General features: G+C 64.9%; 2 protein-coding genes. Both read right to left on the minus strand.

What is annotated here, in order from left to right; genetic code table 11:
* A partial coding sequence (locus PYV61_RS24905) for a phage portal protein (RefSeq protein ID WP_275836580.1) occupies nucleotides 1-796 on the minus strand: 796 nt, incomplete at its 3' end.
* Nucleotides 793-1867, minus strand: a 1075-nt coding sequence (locus tag PYV61_RS24910; RefSeq protein ID WP_275836581.1) for a terminase TerL endonuclease subunit, incomplete at its 5' end; no start/stop codon positions are given. The genes PYV61_RS24905 and PYV61_RS24910, both read right to left, overlap by 4 nt.

Below are 1867 nucleotides of genomic sequence, written 5' to 3' on the forward strand. Positions count from 1 at the left end.
GCGGGTTATGGGCGTTCTTAACGCCCATGGCCTTCTTCAGCAGGTACGCCTTGAAGGCGGCGCGCTGCTCGGCCGATATCTCGCCCGTGAACGTGAAGAAGTCGTTGGTGAGCAGGCCCTGCTCGAACTGCTTCGACGTGTAGTCCCGGCTTGCAAGCGAGATCCCGATCGACTGCGCATGGTACGAGATGGCGGACAGGCCGTTGACGCCCAGTCCGTCCCGGCCGGGGCCGCGCATATGAAGAACGTAGGAGGAGTGGTGGTCCTCCTGGCTGCCGTCGAGATTAGTGAACCGGTACCACACGGATTTGTCTGTGGAGCGGAACGCCATCACCCTGGCCGGGTGATAATAGTCGATCGAAGTGACCTTGCCGTTGCGGGCCTGCCGCATCAGGCCGTAGCCGTTGCCGCGCAGCAGCATCGCGAACGCCTGCAGCTCGACGAACTCCGGCCCGCTCATCTCCTCGTTCGGCTCGGCCTGCAGGAAGCGGTTGAACTCATGGTCCGGCAAGTAGCGCCGACCGTTGTCACCGACGCGTTCGTAGACGCCCAGCGGCATGGACATGAGCGCTCCGCTGATCAGCGTCACGCACCGCCAAACGGCCGAGGAGCGCATGGCCGTCTCTGGGGTGACGGTGACGCCGGCGGCGCTGACCCCATTGCCGAACCAGTCGAGGAAGTCGGCATTGCCGGCGATCACCGGCACGCTGTCTATCGCGTTCTGGACGGCGGCGCCGGCATAGCGCGCTTCGGCCGCAGCGGCTGCGGCCGAAAGCTTGTACCCGTGAATGCTCAAAGCTCGGCCTCGTCTATGTCGACGTCGTCCAGGTCGACGACGAAGCTGCCCGCGTAAGTCTCGCCCTCGAGCGGAACGTTGTCAGCGGCGCCGACGCCCATGGCGGCCGTGACGACCCCGTCGATGCGTCCTCGCGACCGCTTTTTGTCGAAGGCCCGGTTCTTCATGCCGTCCTCCACCAGCGCCGCATTGGCCGCGCAGCTGTACGTCACCGGCGAGTCGTCGATGACGATTGTCTCCTTGAGGATGCGATCCTCGAACCGTTCGATGGAGCGCGGCATGCAGTACTGCCGGTCCTCGAACATGACCTTCGGTCCCTGCGCATGGCGCACCAGCTTCAGACCCTTGCCCGCGGGCTGATCGGGCTTCTCGAACTTCCACACGGGGAACCCGATCTCCTCGCAGGCGGCGAGGAAGTCAGCCATCTGCGCCGGGTCGAACACCAGCTCCTGGACGTCATGCTCGGCGCAGATCTCCGCTACCCTGGCCGCCACGAAGCTCTTGTCGATCGTCGCGCCATCGACGGCGGTGAGGTGACCCTTTTCAACCCACTCTTCGTAGGGCGCCTGGTCGGCCTTAGCCCGATCCGCGAGCCCCTCGGCAGTCGTCCAGTACCAAGTCTTCTGCCATAGGACGCCGGCGCCATCGATCCAGGTGGCGGTCAGCGCCGTGAGGTCGTTCTTCTTCGAAAGGTCGAGGCTGAGCCAGCAGCGGCAGCCTTTCAGCTGGGCAATGATTTCCTCGCCGATCGGGGCGAGCACCGCCGCCCACTTATCCTCCGCAATCCAGAAGTCGGCCGCGCCCGTCGGAATGCCGAAGTACAGCCGCTTGACCGAACTCGCCGTCGAGAGCCTGGTTTTGGCCGTGGCGACCGCTTCGCGGATGTTCGTGATTGGATAGGTGATCCCGAGCGCCGGCAGGGACTTGGCCCAGCAGGCCTCGTTCTCAAAGACGGTCTCCCGATCCTTCTTGTCCGTCCGCGCCACGAACGCGAAGGCAGTGTCGTTCCGGACGTCTCCCCTCGCCACTGCCTGGGCGGCGTTCGAGATCTCGGTGCCGACATGCTGCGCG

The sequence above is a fragment of the Roseisolibacter sp. H3M3-2 genome (genome assembly GCF_029211165.1).
GTDB lineage: Bacteria > Gemmatimonadota > Gemmatimonadetes > Gemmatimonadales > Gemmatimonadaceae > Roseisolibacter.